The following is a 14,833-nucleotide window of genomic DNA, read 5'->3' on the forward strand; positions in this document are numbered from 1 at the left end:
CGCCGGCCATGACCGACGAAGAGCGGCTGCCGCAGCCCGCCGCCACCGAGATCGACCTGGTCACCGTGCTGCACGCGCTCGGCGACCCGGTCCGGATGCGCCTGCTGACCAGCTACGCCGACGGCGCCGAGCACTCCTGCGACCCGCGCCACCTCGGCCTGGAGCACCTGCACAAGTCGACCGTCTCGCACCACATGCGGGTGCTGCGCGCGGCCGGCGTCACCAGCACCCGGGTCGCCGGCCGCAACCGCTACGTCTCGCTGCGCCGAGCGGACCTCGACGCGCGCTTCCCCGGCCTGCTCGACGCCCTGCTCACCGCGACCGGGGCCGCCACCACCACGGCCGCCACGGCCGCCACCGCCACCGGCTGAGCCCCGCACCGTCCCACCGCCCGTCCCGCCATGCCATCCCGCCCCCGTCCCGCCGCCCGTCCGGCCGCACCGGACCGGCGCCCGCACGACCCGCTGGGTAGCGTGGCCGGGACGGCGAGGGCGCGGACCAGCGGAAGGCCGGGCGGGTGCGATGATCGGTGAGGTCGGCGAAGAGGCCGGCGGCGGACTCGACCTGGACGGCCTGCGCCGGGTCTACGGCACGCCCGGTCACCGGCTCTTCTACACCCTCGTCTGCCGACGGGCCCGGCACTGGGGCTGGACCGAGCCCGGCCAGTCCAAGTGGCGCTGCTGGCGGGCGCAGCGGCAGCTGGAGGGGGTGCTCGGGCGCAAGCTCGCCCTGCCGCCCGGCTCCCGGGTGCTGGACGCCGGCTGCGGTTCGGGCGTCGTCGCCCGCCAGTTGGCGGCCCGCTTCGGCCTGCGGGTGACCGGCGTCGACCTGATGGACTTCCACGTCCGCGAGGCCCGCCGGCTGAGCGCCCGGGCCGCGCTGGAGGACCGCACCGCCTTCTCCTGGGGCGACTTCCACGACCTGGACCTGCCCGCCGGCAGCTTCGACGGCGCCTACTCGATGGAGACGCTCTGCCACGCCCACGACCCGGCGCGCGCCCTCGCGGAGTTCCACCGGCTGCTGCGGCCGGGCGGGCGGCTGGTCCTACTGGGGCCCGCCGCCGTCCCGCGCACGGAGATGCCCGGCACCCAGCAGGCGCTGCTGGACCCGTACCTGGACGCGATGGTGCTGCCCGGCGCCCGCCGCTACACCACCCGCACCCTCGGCGGGCTGGTCACCGGGGCGGGCTTCCGGCTGGAGGAGGAGCTCGACGCGACGCCCTACTACCTGCCCACCACCGAGGCGCTGTACGGGTACTTCCGGCTGCCCTACGCCGTGCTGCGGCGCCTCGGCGCGACCGAGCACTGGCTGGGACTGCGCTCCACGGTGGAGATGTACGAACTGCGCCACCACGTCGCGTGGATGGTGCACACCGCCGTCAAGGACGGCTGACCGGAGCCGAGTTGGACGCGGACCCGGCCGTCAGCGCCCGGCGCCCAGCATCCGGAGCACCAGATCGCCGTAGCGGCGGCCGAGTTCCTCGGGCGTCTCGCTGCTGCGGTCGGTGTACCAGCGGGACACGTCGATCCCGAGCGAGGTGACCGCGCGGGCGGCGGTGCGCACCTCGGCGACCTCGAACAGCCCGTCCGCGCGCCCCGCCTCGATCAGCGCGGTGACCTCGCGCTCGATGTCCAGCCGCAGTGCCGCGACCGCCGCGTAGTCGTCCTCCGGGAGCGCGTGCAGCTCGTAGTTGACCACCCGGCCGACCGTCCGCGCCCGGGCGTGCCAGGCGGTGAAGTCCTCGACCAGGCGCCGCATCCGGGCCACCGGGTCGCCCTCGCCGGCCGCCGCCGCCCGCACCAGGGCGAGCGCCGCGGCGTGACCGGCCCGGCTGATCTCGGCCAGCAGGGCCGCCTTGGAGGGGTAGTGGATGTAGAGCGCGGCCGGGCTCATCCCGGCGCCGGTGGCGATGTCCCGGGTGGTGGTGGCGTGGAAGCCGCGCTCGGCGAAGGACTCGACGGCGGCCCGGAGCAGCCGGTACGCCGCCTCCGGGCGGGTGTCGGCGCCGCCGGGCAGGGTGGGCCACAGCTCGGCGATGGGCGTGCTGGTCATGGCGCCATCCTCGCAGATCGGTCGTCCGGGCGGTCGTACGGGAATTCGCCCGGGGCCGGGCCGGCGGAGGGCGGGAGACGCACCCCGACACCCGCCCGGACGCGACCCCAGGGGCTGTTGACAGGGTGTCGCACCGACAGCATGCTGAGCAAGCGCTTAGTCAGCAGCCGCTCCACCGGCCGCCGAGCCGTCGAGCCGTCGAGACCCGGTCGGCAGGTCGGCCGGCCGCCGTCCACGCCGAGAGGATCCCCGTGGTGCACTCCTTCAAGGGCCGGGTGGCCGTCGTCACCGGATCGAGCCGGGGCATCGGCCTCGGCATCGCACGCGAGCTGGTCGCCCGCGGGGCCAGGGTCTGCCTGACCGCTCGCAACCCGGAGCCGCTCGCCGAGGCGGTCCAAGACCTCGGCGGACCCGAGGTCGCCATCGCCGTCGCCGGCCGCGCCGACGACCACGCGCACCAGGAGGAGGCCGTCGCCCGCACCCTGGAGGCCTTCGGGCGGCTCGACCACCTGGTCAACAACACCGGCATCAACCCGGTGTACGGCCCGGTGCTCACCGTCGACGAGGCCGCCGCCGCCAAGATCCTCGCCGTCAACGTGCTCGCCCCGCTCGCCTGGACCCGCCGGGCACACGCCGCCTGGATGGGCGAGCACGGCGGCTCGGTGGTCAACGTCGCCTCGGTGGCCGGGCTCCGCTCCTCGCTCGGCATCGGCATGTACGGGGTGTCCAAGGCCGCGCTGATCCGGCTCACCACCGAACTGGCCGCCGAGCTGGGCCCCCAGGGCATCCGGGTCAACGCGGTCGCCCCCGCCGTCGTCAGGACCAGGTTCGCCGAGGCCCTGTACGAGGGCCGCGAGGAGCAGGTCGCCGCCGCCTACCCGCTCGGCCGGCTCGGGATGCCCGAGGACGTCGCGGGCGCGGTCGCCTTCCTGCTCTCCCCCGACGCGGCCTGGATCACCGGCCAGACCGTGGTGGTGGACGGTGGCGTGACCCTCGGCGGCGGGCTGTGAGCACCCCGACCGGCGGCCCCGCAGAAACCTCCTCCGACACCCCCGCCGAGGACGCCCCGACCGCCCCGCCGTTCGCCGGCCAGGGCGTCGTCGTCACCGGCGCCGGCCGGGGCATCGGCGCCGCCGTGGCCCGCGCCTTCGCGGCCGCCGGCGCCCAGGTGGTGGTGAACGACCTGGACGGCGCCGCCGCCCGCGCGGTCGCCGCCGACTGCGGCGGCTCCGCCGTCCCCGGCGACGCCGCCTCCGCCGAGGGGCTGGCCGCCCTGGTCCACTCCGCCAGGGGAGCGCTCGCCCGGCACAGCGCCGAACTCGACATCTGGTGCGCCAACGCGGGCGTCGCCCCGGTCGGCGGCGCGGACGCCGCGCCCGAGGCCTGGAGCGCCGCCTGGGAGGTCAACGTCCTCGCCCACGTCCGCGCCGCCGAACTGCTGCTCCCCCACTGGCTGGAGCGCGGCAGCGGCCGGTTCGTCGCCACCGTCTCGGCGGCCGGGCTGCTCACCATGCTCGGCTCGGCCCCCTACGCGGTCACCAAGCACGGCGCGCTCGCCTTCGCCGAGTGGCTCGCCGCCACCTACCGGCACCGCGGGCTGCGGGTGCACGCGCTCTGCCCGCAGGGCGTGCGCACCGCGATGCTGGCGAGCACCGGCGCGGTCGGCGAGGCGCTGCTCGCACCCACCGCGCTGGAGCCGGCCGAGGTCGCGACGGCCCTGCTGGACGCCCTGGCGGCGGACCGCTTCCTGGTCCTGCCGCACGCCGAGGTCGCCGACTACTACACCGCCCGCGCCGGGGAACCGGACCGCTGGCTGGCCGGGATGAACCGCCTCCAGCGGCAGCTGGAGCAGGAGGGGGCGCTGTGAGGGCGTGGCAGGTGCCGGAGCCGGGCGAGCCGCGCACGGTGCTGCGGCTGGTCGGGGACGCGCCGCGGCCGGTGCCCGGCCCGGGACAGCTGCTGGTCCGGGTCCGGGCGGCGGCCGTCAACTTCCCGGACGCGCTGCTGGTCCGGGGCCAGTACCAGGTGCGGCCGCCGCTGCCGTTCACCCCCGGGGTGGAGCTGTGCGGCGAGGTGGTCGACCACGGGCCCGCCCCGGCGGAGCCGAAGGACCTCCCGGACGGGCGGTGGCGGCCCGGTGACCGGGTGATCGGCACCCCCGTCCTCCCGCACGGCGCGTTCGCCGACTACGCGCTGCTGGATGCGGCCGCGACCTTCCGCGCCCCCGACTGCCTGGACGACGCGGAGGCGGCCGCCCTGCACATCGGCCACCAGACCGCCTGGTTCGCCCTGCACCGCCGTGCCGCGCTGCGCCCCGGCGAGACCCTGCTGGTGCACGCGGCGGCCGGCGGGGTCGGCAGCGCCGCCGTCCAGCTCGGCCGGGCGGCCGGCGCCCGGGTGATCGCCGTGGTCGGCGGCGCCGCCAAGGCGGCCGCCGCCCGCGCACTGGGCGCCGATCTGGTGGTCGACCGCACCGCCGAGGACTTCGTCACCGCCGTCCGGACCGCCACCGGCGGCCGGGGCGCCGACGTGGTCTTCGACCCGGTCGGCGGCGCGGCCTTCACCGGCTCCACCCGCTGCGTCGCCTTCGAGGGCCGGATCGTGGTCGTCGGCTTCGCCGGCGGCGAGATCCCGGCCCCCGCGCTCAACCACGCCCTGGTGAAGAACTACACGATCCTCGGTCTGCACTGGGGCCTCTACCAGACCCGCGACCCGGAGGCCGTGCGCGCCGTGCACCGGGAGCTGTGCGCACTCGCCGCCAAGGGCGCGGTGCGGCCGCTGGTGACCGGCCGACTCCCGTTCGAGGCAGTGCCCGACGCCGTCCAGCGGGTCGCCGACGGGACCACCACCGGGCGACTGGTGGTGCTGCCCTGAACGGGCGGGGCCGCGGCTGACGGTCCCGAGCCGTCACCATGCCGCGTCGGGGTCTGCGGCGATCGGAACGACCCCATGTGATGACCCGATTCGTATGATCGGGCGCCATCGACGAGCAGCACTCCTGGGCGCAGCGTAATGATTCGTGTGCGGAGGGCAATCGGATCCTCCGCCACCCCAAGGAGTTTCGATGAACCGTTTCACCAAGGCCTCGGTCACCGCCCTGGTCTGTGCCGCTGCCTGTACGGCCACCCTGGTCTCCACCGCGACCCCGTCCGTGGCTGCGACCGTCGACACCTGCGGCGGCGCCGTCAGCGACTACACGGGCCTCGAGAAGGCCGACACCGCCTTCACCGGTACCGCCACGGACGGCGCTACGAGCCGGCCGTTCAGCATCACGCCCCAGGCCCACAAGAGCGCACTGGTGAAGACGGAACTCGTCACCGGCACCAATGACACCTACGCGATCGCCAACTTCACGCTGGGCGTCAACAGCCTCGGCCGAGGAATCATCTACTTCGCGATGTTCGGCGGCACCGGCAACAGCACCGACATCGCCTGCGCAACCGGGACCCGCGTCACCAGGATCACCGGCCAGCTCCGGGTCTCCGACGCGGACAGGCCGCTGGAGTTCGACATCAGCCGCGCCTGACCGCCGCAGGGGGGAGCCCAGACACGTGCTGTGCCGGCGTCCCGCCGCCCGCCCGGGCAGCGGGACGCCGACGGGACCACCACCGGGCATCCGGTGGTGCTGCCCCGACGGCCGGCGTCGTCACCACGCGGCGTCGGTGCCGGCGGCGATCACCTCCAGGGCCGGGCGCGGGGCCCGGCCGAGCAGGGCGGCGAGGTCGCCGGGCTTGCCGGGGCCGGCCAGGAAGCCGTGGGCGATCGAGGAGAGGGTGCCCGCGACCATCGGCACCTGGAAGGACTCAGCGCCCGAGGCCGCGATCGCCGCCCGCGCCTGGGCGAGGGTGCCGGGGCGGTACTCGACCGGCCTGCCGGTGCTCCGGGTGAGCGCCGCGGCGACGTCGGCGGCGCCGACCGCCTCCTCACCGACCAGCTCGTAGACCCGGCCCGCGTGCTCGGCCGGGGCCGACGCGACCTTCGCCGCGATCTCGGCGAGGTCCTCCCGGGCAACCGCCGCCAGTCGGCCGTCGGCGAGCGGGGCGGTGATCACGCCGTCCGCGTCGGGCCGGGCGAGGAAGGCCAGCAGCTCCGCGTAGAGGCCGTTGCGCAGGATCGTCCAGCGCAGTGCGGTCGACTCGCGCAGCCGCCGCTCGGTCCAGCGGTGGGCGAGCGCGTAGGCGAGGTGGTCGCCGTCGCCGGAGAGGCTGGTGTAGACGACGTGCTCCACCCCGGCGCGCTCCGCCGCCTCGATCGCCGCCCGGTGGCGGGCGATCACCACGTCGTCCTCGCCGTAGCCGGCCGAGACGAGCAGCAGGGTCCGCACTCCGGTGAAGGCCTCGGCCAGCGTCTCCGGGCGGTCGAAGTCCACCTTCCGCACCGGCACTCCGGCCACCGGGGCGCGCTCCGGGGTCCGGCTGCCCGCGACCACGCCCTCCGCCCCGCCGGGCCGTGCGGCGAGGCGCTCCAGCACCAGCGAGCCGAGTCCGCCGTTGACACCCGTGACGAGAAGCATCGTTCCTCCTGAGAATCCGTCCGCCCTGCTCGGCGGCCCGGGCTCCATCCTCGATAACCTGGGCGTTCGACGTAAGGAGGCACTTCGATGTCAGTGGGGCACACCGAGGTAACCACCCCGGCCGCCGGAGCGCGTCCGGTGCTCTGGTGCGAGGACGGCGAGGACTGCGGCATCCGCGATCTGCTGAACCGCCTCGGCGACCGCTGGACCGTCCTGGTGGTGGTCGAACTCGCCAAGGGGGTACGGCGGTTCCGTGAGCTCCAGCGCGGCGTGCCGGGGATCTCGCAGCGCATGCTGACCCTGACCGTCCGCCGGCTGGAGCGCGACGGCCTGGTCTCGCGCACCGTCCACCCGACGATCCCGCCCCAGGTGGACTACGAGCTGACGCCGCTCGGACACAGCCTGACCCATCTGGTGCGCGCGATGGCGGACTGGTCCTACGACCACCACGACGCGATCGTCGACTCGCGGCAGAGCTGGGACGACGCCAATCCGGGGTCGGAGATCCGCTGACCCCGGCTTCCGCACTGCATCGAACACCCGACGCTGCGTCAGCGCTCGAACCGCATCTCCGGGAAGAGCGCCGAGGGCCCGTCCAGCAACCGGTCGTCGTGACCGCGCAGCCAGCGGTCGAGGAACGAGCCGACGTAGGCCCGGGTGGCGAGCACCGCCCGCTCCGGCCGGACGTCGCCGATGTCGGCGCGGACGACGTCCTCCGGCACGGCCCCCTGGCGGGCGAGCTGCGGCAGCAGCGACTGCGCGTCGGTGTACGAGCCGTGCCGGGAGCCGAGCAGGGTGACATCGGCCTTCCAGCCCCGGGTGTGCTGCCAGAACGCGGCCCAGCCGGGCTGGCCCTGGTAGCCGCCGGAGTCCTCGCTCTCGGTTCCCATCAGCAGGAACGGGCGGTCCAGGCCGTCCTCGGCGACGCTGCTCAGGTGCACCCCGGTGCCGTCCGGGCCGGGGAAGTGCAGTTGGCCGTCCAGGTTGACGCCCGCCTTGATCCGGGGATCGTCGTGCATGGTCTGGGCGGCCGTGAAGCCGCCGGCGGAGTGGCCGACCATGCCGATCCGGTCGAGGTCCAGCGAGCCCGCGAGCGCGGGCGGCAGCCGGCGGTCGGTGCGCAGCGCGGTCAGCTCGTCCAGTACGAAGCGGGTGTCGGCGACCCTGGTCGCCATCACCTTGCGGAGCAACGCGCCGATGTCCAGGCCGGGTTGGCCGGCCAGCGCGGGGAGGACGGAGGTGGTCAGCCGGCCGTCCGGGAAGGCCACCTCGGAGGCGTCGGAGGGGTGGTCGACGGTGACCACGACGTACCCGCGCGAGACGAGGTCCTCGACCAGTGCGGTGCCCCAGGTGCGGGGGTCGCCGAGCCCGGCCGAGTAGAGCACCACCGGGCGCGGCCGGGCGGCGGGCAGCGCCGGGGCGTCCTGTCCGGCGTGGGTGCGGACCCCGGACCAGTCGGTGCGGCCCGGGTCCGTCCGGTAGTTGAAGACGCCGGCGCCGTCCGGGCCGCCGAAGTGCCCGGCGGCGCGCGGCTCCATGTAGCGGGCCCGCCCGTCGGCCTGGACGGGCCGGGTGGCCGGGTACCAGATGCTGATCATCAGCTCGCGGTCCCGCCCCGGCTGCCAGGGGTCCTGGCGGCCGTGGTCGACCAGGCGCAGCGCGGTGGTGCCGATCGCGTACGGGCCGGTGGGCTGCGGCAGTCCGGCCCTGGCCAGGCGTTCGGCGACGGCCGGGGCGGCCCCGGCGGGGACGGCCGCCGCTCCGACGCCGCCCAGGACAGCCGTGGCCGCCAGCGCGACGGCGACGCCCGTCCGCAGACCCCGTCCGTGGACCCGTGCGACCCGCCCCTGCACCCGCTCGCGCATGCTCCCCAACTCCCCGTACCGTGCGGCCCGCCGTCCGTCGGCCGGCCCGTACGGCGACAGTACGGGCCGGGTCGGTGCGTGGACGTCATACCGCGGAGCCAACCCGCCGGGTCATACCCGGGTACTACCTGGTGGTGACCCGGGCGGGCGTACCGGAGGGACGGTGGCGGGTGGCGGGGCGGCAGCGGCGGGGCGTCAGCGGTAGCGGCGCAGCTCGCGCCGGGCGAGCGAGCGCTTGTGCACCTCGTCCGGGCCGTCGGCGATCCTGATCGTGCGGTTGAACGCCCAGAGGGCCGCGAGCGGGGTGTCCTGGCTGACGCCGGCCGCGCCGTGGGCCTGGACGGCCTTGTCCAGGATCCATTCGACGGTGCGCGGCGTGGCGATCTTGATGGCCTGGATCTCGGTGTGCGCGCCGCGGTTGCCGACGGTGTCCATCAGCCAGGCGGTCTTCAGCACCAGCAGCCTCAACTGCTCGATCCGCACCCGGGATTCGGCGATCCAGTCCTGGACGACGCCCTGGTCGGCGAGCGGTCCGCCGAAGGCGGTGCGGTCCAGGACGCGCCGACAGGTGAGTTCGAGCGCCCGCTCGGCGATGCCGATGGCGCGCATGCAGTGGTGGATCCGGCCGGGGCCGAGGCGGGCCTGCGCGATGGCGAAGCCGGCGCCCTCCTCGCCGAGCAGGTTCCCGGCCGGGACCCGGACGCCCTCGAAGGTGACCTCGGCGTGGCCGCCGTGGTCGGCGTCGTCGTAGCCGAAGACGGTCATCCCGCGCCGCACGGTCACACCGGGGGTGTCGCGCGGCACCAGGACCATGCTCTGCTGCCGGTGCGGCTCGGCGGCGGGGTCGGTCTTGCCCATCACGATCAGGAGGCGGCAGTCCGGGTTCATCGCGCCGCTGATGTACCACTTGCGGCCGTCGACCACGTACTCGTCGCCGTCGCGCACGATCCGGGTGGCGATGTTGGCGGCGTCGGAGGAGGCGACCTCGGGTTCGGTCATCGCGAAGGCGGACCGGATCCGGGCGTCCAGCAGCGGTTCCAGCCAGCGTTCACGCTGCTCGGCGGTGCCGAACCCGGCCAGCAGCTCCATGTTCCCGGTGTCGGGGGCGGCGCAGTTGAGGGCCGGCGGGGCGAGGTGCGGGCTGCGGCCGGTGATCTCGGCGAGCGGCGCGTACTGGAGGTTGGTGAGTCCGGCGCCGTGCTCGCCGGGCAGGAAGAGGTTCCACAGGCCCTGCTTGCGCGCCTCCACCCGCAGGTCGGCGACCACCGGCGGGATCTCCCAGCGCGGCCGGGCCGGGTCGGCGAGCTGGGCGGCCAGCACCGGTTCGGCCGGGTACACGTGCCGGTCCATGAACTCCTCCAGCCGTTCGCGGAGTTCGAGGGTGCGGCGGTCGTAGGAGAAGTCCATCGGTCAGTGTCCCTTCAGCGTGGTGAGGCCGTGCTCGATCAGGACGGGCGCCGCCGTGCCCGCCCGTTCGAAACCGGCGCCGAGGGTGCGGCCCTGGCGGAACCGGTAGTGGATGCCCTCGGCGACGACGGCGAGCTTGTAGGCGGCGAACGCCACGTACCAGTCCAGCTCGGCGGCGTCGCGTCCGGTGGACCGGGCGTAGCGGTCGACGAGTTCGGCGCTGCGCGGGAAGCCGGGCGCGGTGGCGGCGGCCGGGACGAGCCCGCCGCCGACACCGGCCAGTTCGGTGTACATCACCAGCAGTCCGACGTCGGTGAGCGGATCGCCGAGGGTGGACATCTCCCAGTCCAGGACGGCGCCGATGACGTCCCGCCCGGCGCGCTCCTGGAGCAGCACGTTGTCGAGCCGGTAGTCCCCGTGCACCAGCGCCGGGGCCGGGGAGGCCGGCCGCCGGGCGGTGAGCAGCTCGTGCAGCCGGTCGACGCCGGGCAGGTCACGGCTCCGCGATGCTTCCAACTGGGTCGACCAGCGCCGCAGTTGCCGCTCCAGGTAGCCGTCGGGGCGGCCGAAGCCGGCCAGCCCGACCGCCGCCGGGTCGATCCGGTGCAGGGTCGCGAGGGTGTCCACCAGGGCCTCGCCGACCGCCCGCACCCGGGCCTCCCCCAGCGCGCCGAAGGCCTCGGCGTCCCGGTGCACGACACCGGGCACGAAGGCCATCAGGTACCAGGGCGCGCCGAGCACCTCCGTGCCCGGATCCAGGTGGACCGTCTCCGGCACCGGCACCCCGGTGCCGCGCAGCGCCGTCATCACCCGGTACTCGCGGCCCATGTCGTGCGCGGTGGCGAGCACGTGCCCGAGCGGCGGCCGCCGCAGCACCCAGTCGTTGACGCCGTCGGTGAGCCGGTAGCTGAGGTTGGAGCGGCCGCCCTCGATCAGCCGCGCCCGCAGCGGACCGGCCACCGTCCCGGGCAGGGCGCGCTCCAGGTGGGCGCGCAATCGCTCCAGGTCCAGCCCCTGCGGGGGCTCCGAACGGGGCTCCGAACCGAGCCCCGAACCGGGCCCCGAACCGGGCTCCGGTGTGCTGTCCGAACGACCGTCCGGCGTGCTCTCCGGTGTGCTGTCCGACCTGCTCTCCGGCACGGGCACTCTCCCTTCGTCCGCCGACCGCGTCGTCGACGACCAAGCACTGACCAAGCGTCGGCCGAGCGCCGACCAAGCCCTGACTAAGCGCTTGCTCAGCATTCAGCCGACGGCGGTGCCGTGTCAATCCCGACGGGACGTCACAATGAGCGCCATGAGGTTGATCCACACCGTCGCCGGCGTGCTGCTCCTGCTGCTCACCATCGGCAGCATCCTGCGCACGCTCGTCGTCCCGCGCGGCCTGTACAGCTCCCTGGTGCACGGCCTCTGGCGGGCCCTGCGCACCGTGCTGCGGCTGACCGCCGCGCCGTTCGGCACCTACCGCGCGCAGGACCGGGCCCAGACCTGGCTGGCGCCGCTGATGCTGACCGGCATGCTCGCCGTCTGGCTCGGCGGGATGCTGATCTCCTACACGCTGATACTGCACGGCACCTCGGGGCTGAACTGGTCGATCTCCTTCCGCGAGGCCGGCTCCAGCCTCTTCACCCTCGGCTTCGCCAGCGGCGACCGGCTCCACCTCTCCGTGATCGACTTCATCGCCGCCTCCAGCGGCCCCCTGGTGATCGCCCTGCAGATCGCCTACCTGCCCACCCTCTACGCCGCCTACAACCGCCGCGAACTGGAGGTGACCCTGCTCCAGTCCCGGGCCGGCGAGCCCGCCTGGGGCCCGGAACTGCTCGCCCGGCAGTCCCTGGTGGACACCGAGACCGCCCTCCCCCAGCTCTACCGGGACTGGGAGCGCCTCGCCGCCGACCTCGGCGAGAGCCACTCCAACTACCCGGTGCTGATCTCCTTCCGCTCCCCGCAGCCCAACCGCAGCTGGGTGGTCGGACTGATCGCCGTCATGGACGCCGCCGCCGTCCACCTGGCGATCTGCCCGCGCACCGCCCCGCCCGAGGCCCGGTTGGTGCTCCGGGCCGGGTTCACCGCGCTGCGCGACATCGGGCGCTCGATGCGGGTCGACTTCGACCCCGACCCGGCCCCGGACGCCGCGATCCGCCTCAGCTACACCGAGTTCGACGCGGCCGTCGCCCTGATCACCGCCGCCGGGTTCCCGCACGAACGGCCCGCCCACGAGGCCTGGCCGCACTTCCAGGGGTGGCGGGTGAACTACGAGCCGCTGGCCTACGAGCTGGCCCGCCGCAGCGACGCCGTCCCGGCGCTGTGGAGCGGCCCGCGCGACTTCCGGGCCCCGGTCATCCCCCCGGCCCGCCCCGCCGACCGCCGACCGCCGGGCGGCCACGCGGGCTGACCCACGGGCGCGCCGCCGTAAGAGGCGCACGCCGAACGAGGCACCACCGCCGCCGCGCAGCGACGCCACGGCCCCGTTCGCCCGCCGGGCGAACGGGGCCGCACCCTACTTCGACTTGCGCTGGGTGAACCGCAGCATGTTCCCGGCCGGGTCGCGGAACGCGCAGTCCCGCACGCCGTACGGCTGGTCGATCGGCTCCTGGAGCACCTCGCCGCCCGCCGCACGGATCCGCTCGAAGGTCGCGTCGCAGTCCTCGGTGGCGAAGATGACCGCCCGCAGCAGCCCCTTGGCCAGCAGCTCCGCCATGGCCTGCCGGTCGGCGGCCGAGGCGTTCGGGTCCGCCAGCGGCGGTTCGAGCACGATGTCCACCTCGGGCTGCGAGGGCGCGCCGACCGTCACCCAGCGCATGTTCTCGAACCCGACGTCGTTGCGCACCTCCAGGCCGAGGACGTCGCGGTAGAAGGCGAGCGCCTTGTCGTGGTCGTCGACGGCGATGAAGCACTGTGAAAGCTTGATGTCCATGCGCCTCACGCTACGGGCGGGGCGGACGATGCGCTTCTCCGTTCCTGACCGGTCTGGTGTACAGCTTCGCGTAGCAGGCCGGGATCGCGGCGCCGTCCTCGTGGCCCCGGGCCCGGTAGGCGCTGGGGCTCTCCCCCACCAGCTCGGTGAAGCGCGAACTGAACGACCCCAGCGAGGTGCAGCCCACCGCGAAGCACACCTCCGTCACCGAGAGGTCCCCGCGCCGCAGCAGCGCCTTGGCGCGCTCGATCCGCCGGGTCATGAGATAGCTGTACGGGGTCTCCCCGAAGGCGGCCCGGAAGCTGCGCGAGAAGTGGCCCGGCGACATCAGCGCCACCCGCGCCAGCGCCGGCACGTCCAACGGCAGCGCGTAGTCGCGGTCCATCGCGTCGCGGGCCCGGCGCAGCCGGACGAGGTCCTCCAGGGTCACCTCTCCACCCTCGCACAGGGCGACGACAACCGCTCCGACCAGGTCGTTTATGCTCTGCGCCATGTCCCCCGCGCACACCCCCGCCCACCATGACGCCGCCGCCGACGGTCACACCTGCGCCTGCTGCGCCGAACGGCACGACGGCCCGCCGCTCTCCTACGGCTCACCGGCCCCGACGGGCTGGAAGCCGCGCTACGCCCGGCGCAGGGACAGTGAGCTCACCTCCGACCAGTGCGTGATCAAGGGCCGGGAGTTCTACGTCCACGGTCTGATCGAGATCCCGGTGCGGGACACCGGCGAGACCTTCTCCTGGGGCGTCTGGGTGTCGCTGAGCGAACCGAACTTCGCCCGGGCCCACGACCTGTGGGAGGACCCGGCCCGGGAGCAGGAGCCCCCGTACTTCGGCTGGCTGGTCACCGAGCTGCCGGTCTACCCGCAGTCCACGCTGCTGCTCAAGACGCATGTGATCACCCGCGCCGTCGGCCTGCGCCCGCTGATCGAGCTGGAGCCGACCGACCACCCGCTGGCGGTGGAGCAGCGCGAGGGCATCACGGCGGAGCGGGTGCGCGCGTTCGCGGACCAGCTGCTGGGCGGCTGAGCGGCCGAGGCACCGGGCGGCGCCTCGGCCGCCGCCTCAGACCTCGACGGTGGTGCCCGCCGCGAGCGAACGCTCCGCGGCGGCGAGGATCTCCACGGTGCGCAGGCCGAACGCGGCCGAGCAGGGGTGGGCCTCGCCGGTGCGGGCGGCGGTCGCGAGCGCGTCCAACGCGCGGTGGAACGCCGCGTGCGGGCCCTCCCCGCGCTCCGGCAGCCGGGCGGTGCCGGCCTCGCCGCGCAGCTCCATCGCGGTGCCGCCGCCGGCGAACGGCGCGGTCAGGCTCAGCGCGAGGGTGCTGGAGGCGCCGCCGACGTGGCGCAGCACCAGGTGCACGGTGTCCAGCGGGCCGGGCACGGCGGTGACGGCGGTCGCGTCGCCGAGCACGGGCAGCAGCACCGAGAGCGCGTGCGGGCCGACGTCCCAGAGCGCGCCCTTGTCCTTGCGCCACTGCGAGTCCGCGTACGGGCTGGTGGAGTCGGGGGCGAAGACCGAGCCGAGCCAGTCCGAGCGGCCGGTGAACCAGCCGCCGACGGCGGCCTGCTCCTCGATCCACGGCAGCTGCTCGCCGCCGAAGCGGACGGTGAAGAACACCACGGAGGCCACCCGGTGCGCCTCGGCCGCCTCGGCCACCCGGCGGGCGTCGGGGACGGTGAGCGCGACGGGCTTGTCGAGCAGCAGGTGGCAGCCGGCCTCGGCGGCACGCACCGCGAGGTCCGCCTGCACGGTCGGCGGCAGGGCGATCGAGACGGCGTCGACCTCGGCGAGCAGCCGGTCGAGGTCGGCGTGGCCGGGGACGCCGTACTTCTCGCCGAGCGCGGCGGCCGCCTCGGGGCGACGGCCCCAGACGCCCGCGAACTCGACGCCGGGGTGCTCCGCGAGGGCGGGCGCGTGCACCCGCTCCGCCCAGGTGCCGGTGCCCAGGAGTCCGATCCGCATGGTGCTCCTACTTCTCTCTTCGCGTGTCTCTTCGCGTGCTGTTCGGGTGTCGGTCGTGCTGTGAGGCGGTCGCGCGGTCTTGCGGTCCTGCGGTCGCGCGGTCCGGTGCCGCCGCGGA

The 14,833-nt window shown here is 74.9% G+C and carries 17 protein-coding genes; 9 read left to right on the top strand and 8 right to left on the bottom strand.

The window, feature by feature from the left end:
* The first annotated feature begins 8 nt into the window (after positions 1-8).
* Both BI06_RS33305 and BI06_RS33310 read left to right on the top strand, forming a co-directional pair.
* Positions 9-371 carry a helix-turn-helix transcriptional regulator gene (locus BI06_RS33305; protein ID WP_043474544.1) on the top strand — a complete coding sequence of 121 codons (363 nt, stop codon included), beginning with the start codon at positions 9-11 and terminating at the stop codon, positions 369-371.
* A gap of 151 nt (positions 372-522) precedes the next feature.
* Positions 523-1,392 carry a class I SAM-dependent methyltransferase gene (locus BI06_RS33310; protein ID WP_051742492.1) on the top strand — a complete coding sequence of 290 codons (870 nt, stop codon included), beginning with the start codon at positions 523-525 and terminating at the stop codon, positions 1,390-1,392.
* Positions 1,393-1,422: 30 nt separating this feature from the next.
* Here the strand turns inward: BI06_RS33310 and BI06_RS33315 are convergent, their stop codons facing one another.
* Positions 1,423-2,052 (bottom strand): TetR/AcrR family transcriptional regulator, encoded by a 630-nt coding sequence (locus BI06_RS33315; RefSeq protein WP_030396515.1) that lies wholly within the window; start codon positions 2,050-2,052, stop codon positions 1,423-1,425.
* A gap of 251 nt (positions 2,053-2,303) precedes the next feature.
* Between BI06_RS33315 and BI06_RS33320 the strand changes: the two genes are divergently transcribed.
* From BI06_RS33320 to BI06_RS33335, 4 genes are all read left to right on the top strand, one after another.
* Positions 2,304-3,062: an SDR family oxidoreductase gene (locus tag BI06_RS33320; protein ID WP_037781493.1), complete on the top strand. Its 759-nt coding sequence runs from the start codon at positions 2,304-2,306 to the stop codon at positions 3,060-3,062.
* Positions 3,063-3,175: 113 nt separating this feature from the next.
* Positions 3,176-3,919, top strand: coding sequence for an SDR family oxidoreductase (locus BI06_RS33325; protein ID WP_051742526.1), 744 nt, complete (start codon positions 3,176-3,178; stop codon positions 3,917-3,919).
* Positions 3,916-4,926: an NADPH:quinone oxidoreductase family protein gene (locus BI06_RS33330; protein ID WP_030396512.1), complete on the top strand. Its 1,011-nt coding sequence runs from the start codon at positions 3,916-3,918 to the stop codon at positions 4,924-4,926. Before BI06_RS33325 ends, BI06_RS33330 begins: the two co-directional genes overlap by 4 nt.
* Positions 4,927-5,116: 190 nt before the next feature.
* A complete protein-coding gene (locus BI06_RS33335; RefSeq protein ID WP_030396511.1) occupies positions 5,117-5,578 on the top strand; it encodes a hypothetical protein in 462 nt (153 codons plus the stop codon).
* A 120-nt stretch (positions 5,579-5,698) separates the two neighbouring features.
* Here BI06_RS33335 and BI06_RS33340 read toward each other — a convergent pair whose 3' ends face one another.
* Complete coding sequence (locus tag BI06_RS33340) at positions 5,699-6,565, bottom strand: NAD(P)H-binding protein (protein ID WP_043474547.1); 867 nt, start codon at positions 6,563-6,565, stop codon at positions 5,699-5,701.
* A gap of 87 nt (positions 6,566-6,652) precedes the next feature.
* Here BI06_RS33340 and BI06_RS33345 point away from each other — a divergent pair, with 87 nt between their 5' ends.
* Positions 6,653-7,078 (top strand): helix-turn-helix domain-containing protein, encoded by a 426-nt coding sequence (locus tag BI06_RS33345; RefSeq protein ID WP_030396509.1) that lies wholly within the window; start codon positions 6,653-6,655, stop codon positions 7,076-7,078.
* Between the two features lie 38 nt (positions 7,079-7,116).
* Here BI06_RS33345 and BI06_RS33350 read toward each other — a convergent pair whose 3' ends face one another.
* From BI06_RS33350 to BI06_RS33360, 3 genes are all read right to left on the bottom strand, one after another.
* Complete coding sequence (locus BI06_RS33350; RefSeq protein ID WP_199523395.1) at positions 7,117-8,430, bottom strand: esterase; 1,314 nt, start codon at positions 8,428-8,430, stop codon at positions 7,117-7,119.
* A 195-nt stretch (positions 8,431-8,625) separates the two neighbouring features.
* Complete coding sequence (locus tag BI06_RS33355) at positions 8,626-9,837, bottom strand: acyl-CoA dehydrogenase family protein (RefSeq protein ID WP_030396507.1); 1,212 nt, start codon at positions 9,835-9,837, stop codon at positions 8,626-8,628.
* Between the two features lie 3 nt (positions 9,838-9,840).
* Positions 9,841-10,977, bottom strand: a complete 1,137-nt coding sequence (locus BI06_RS33360) for a phosphotransferase family protein (RefSeq protein WP_369826292.1) — start codon at positions 10,975-10,977, stop codon at positions 9,841-9,843.
* Between the two features lie 154 nt (positions 10,978-11,131).
* Here BI06_RS33360 and BI06_RS33365 point away from each other — a divergent pair, with 154 nt between their 5' ends.
* Entirely contained in the window at positions 11,132-12,229 is a 1,098-nt protein-coding gene (locus BI06_RS33365) for a hypothetical protein (protein ID WP_043474550.1), read from the top strand.
* A 105-nt stretch (positions 12,230-12,334) separates the two neighbouring features.
* Here BI06_RS33365 and BI06_RS33370 read toward each other — a convergent pair whose 3' ends face one another.
* Both BI06_RS33370 and BI06_RS33375 read right to left on the bottom strand, forming a co-directional pair.
* The gene (locus tag BI06_RS33370; protein WP_030396504.1) at positions 12,335-12,751 is read right to left on the bottom strand and encodes a VOC family protein; all 417 of its coding nucleotides are present in this window, start codon (positions 12,749-12,751) and stop codon (positions 12,335-12,337) included.
* A 10-nt stretch (positions 12,752-12,761) separates the two neighbouring features.
* Complete coding sequence (locus tag BI06_RS33375) at positions 12,762-13,181, bottom strand: helix-turn-helix transcriptional regulator (RefSeq protein ID WP_030396503.1); 420 nt, start codon at positions 13,179-13,181, stop codon at positions 12,762-12,764.
* 61 nt (positions 13,182-13,242) lie between these two features.
* Here BI06_RS33375 and BI06_RS33380 point away from each other — a divergent pair, with 61 nt between their 5' ends.
* Positions 13,243-13,779 (top strand): DUF2199 domain-containing protein, encoded by a 537-nt coding sequence (locus BI06_RS33380; RefSeq protein WP_051742494.1) that lies wholly within the window; start codon positions 13,243-13,245, stop codon positions 13,777-13,779.
* A 36-nt stretch (positions 13,780-13,815) separates the two neighbouring features.
* Here the strand turns inward: BI06_RS33380 and BI06_RS33385 are convergent, their stop codons facing one another.
* A complete protein-coding gene (locus BI06_RS33385; RefSeq protein ID WP_043474553.1) occupies positions 13,816-14,715 on the bottom strand; it encodes a Gfo/Idh/MocA family protein in 900 nt (299 codons plus the stop codon).
* Positions 14,716-14,833 lie beyond the last annotated feature (118 nt).

The organism is Kitasatospora sp. MBT66 (assembly GCF_000710405.2).
GTDB lineage: Bacteria > Actinomycetota > Actinomycetes > Streptomycetales > Streptomycetaceae > Kitasatospora > Kitasatospora purpeofusca.

Excerpts from the sequence above, each read along its gene's own strand:
- BI06_RS33305 (WP_043474544.1), top strand. The coding sequence starts at position 9 with ATGACCGACGAAGAGCGGCTGCCGCAGCCCGCCGCCACCGAGATCGAC.
- BI06_RS33310 (WP_051742492.1), top strand. The coding sequence starts at position 523 with ATGATCGGTGAGGTCGGCGAAGAGGCCGGCGGCGGACTCGACCTGGAC.
- BI06_RS33315 (WP_030396515.1), bottom strand. The coding sequence starts at position 2,052 with ATGACCAGCACGCCCATCGCCGAGCTGTGGCCCACCCTGCCCGGCGGC.
- BI06_RS33335 (WP_030396511.1), top strand. The coding sequence starts at position 5,117 with ATGAACCGTTTCACCAAGGCCTCGGTCACCGCCCTGGTCTGTGCCGCT.
- BI06_RS33340 (WP_043474547.1), bottom strand. The coding sequence starts at position 6,565 with ATGCTTCTCGTCACGGGTGTCAACGGCGGACTCGGCTCGCTGGTGCTG.
- BI06_RS33345 (WP_030396509.1), top strand. The coding sequence starts at position 6,653 with ATGTCAGTGGGGCACACCGAGGTAACCACCCCGGCCGCCGGAGCGCGT.
- BI06_RS33350 (WP_199523395.1), bottom strand. The coding sequence starts at position 8,430 with ATGCGCGAGCGGGTGCAGGGGCGGGTCGCACGGGTCCACGGACGGGGT.
- BI06_RS33355 (WP_030396507.1), bottom strand. The coding sequence starts at position 9,837 with ATGGACTTCTCCTACGACCGCCGCACCCTCGAACTCCGCGAACGGCTG.
- BI06_RS33365 (WP_043474550.1), top strand. The coding sequence starts at position 11,132 with ATGAGGTTGATCCACACCGTCGCCGGCGTGCTGCTCCTGCTGCTCACC.
- BI06_RS33370 (WP_030396504.1), bottom strand. The coding sequence starts at position 12,751 with ATGGACATCAAGCTTTCACAGTGCTTCATCGCCGTCGACGACCACGAC.
- BI06_RS33380 (WP_051742494.1), top strand. The coding sequence starts at position 13,243 with ATGTCCCCCGCGCACACCCCCGCCCACCATGACGCCGCCGCCGACGGT.
- BI06_RS33385 (WP_043474553.1), bottom strand. The coding sequence starts at position 14,715 with ATGCGGATCGGACTCCTGGGCACCGGCACCTGGGCGGAGCGGGTGCAC.